Genomic DNA, 1,065 nt, shown 5'->3' on the forward strand with positions numbered 1-1,065 from the left:
GAATGCGTGGCCGATCTGACACTGGAAAACCGTCTGCTCAAAAAAAGCATGGTCGCGGATGGGGGCAACGACGAATGAGATATCCCGCATCCGAGAAGCTCGAGATCATCAGAACCGTCGAGCAGTCGCACCTGTCGGCCAAGCGCACGCTGGACCAACTCGGCATCCCTCGTCGGACATTCTACCGCTGGTATGATCGCTACCTCGAAGGCGGGCCGGAGGCGTTGGAAGATCGGCCATCGGCGCCGAGCCGGGTGTGGAACCGCATCCCGGCGGGCATCCACGACCAGATCATCGAGCTGGCGCTGGAACAGTCTGAGCTGAGCCCCCGGGAACTGGCCGTGCGCTTCACCGATGGGCAGCGCTACTTCGTGTCGGAATCCACGGTTTACCGCCTGTTGAAGGCCCACGACCTGATCACCAGCCCGGCCTATGTCGTGATCAAGGCTGCCGATCAGTTCCACACGAAAACCACGCGGCCGAACGAGATGTGGCAGACCGACTTCACCTACTTCAAGATCATCGGGTGGGGCTGGATGTATCTGTCGACCGTGCTCGACGACTTCTCGCGCTACATCATCGCCTGGAAGCTGTGCACCAACATGCGAGCCGAGGACGTCACCGACACGCTGGACCTCGCCCTGGCGGCTTCTGGTTGCGACAGCGCCACGGTGCTGCACAAACCCCGGCTACTCAGCGATAATGGCCCCAGCTACATCGCGGGTGAGCTGGCGGAATACATCGAGGCCCGGAAGATGAGCCATGTCCGCGGCGCCCCGTGTCATCCCCAAACCCAGGGCAAGATCGAGCGCTGGCACCAGACCCTGAAAAACCGCATCTTGCTGGAAAACTACTTCCTGCCCGGCGACCTCGAAGCCCACATCGAGGCCTTCGTCGAGCACTACAATCACCAGCGATACCACGAGAGCCTGGCCAATGTGACGCCTGCCGACGCCTACTTCGGCAGGGCTCCGGCAATCATCAAACTGCGCGAAAGGATCAAGCGACAGACCATCGAACATCGGCGCTTGCAGCACCGCAAGTTCGCCGCCTAACATCAACCCC

General features: G+C 61.2%; 1 pseudogene. It reads left to right on the plus strand.

Annotation, left to right across the window (positions count from 1 at the left end):
* A pseudogene (locus MHZ35_RS17815) lies at positions 1-1,055 on the plus strand (IS3 family transposase); the annotation flags it as partial.
* Between the last annotated feature and the right edge of the window lie 10 nt (positions 1,056-1,065).

This window comes from Sphingomonas sp. ACRSK, assembly GCF_022346685.1.
Lineage (GTDB): Bacteria > Pseudomonadota > Alphaproteobacteria > Sphingomonadales > Sphingomonadaceae > Sphingomonas > Sphingomonas molluscorum.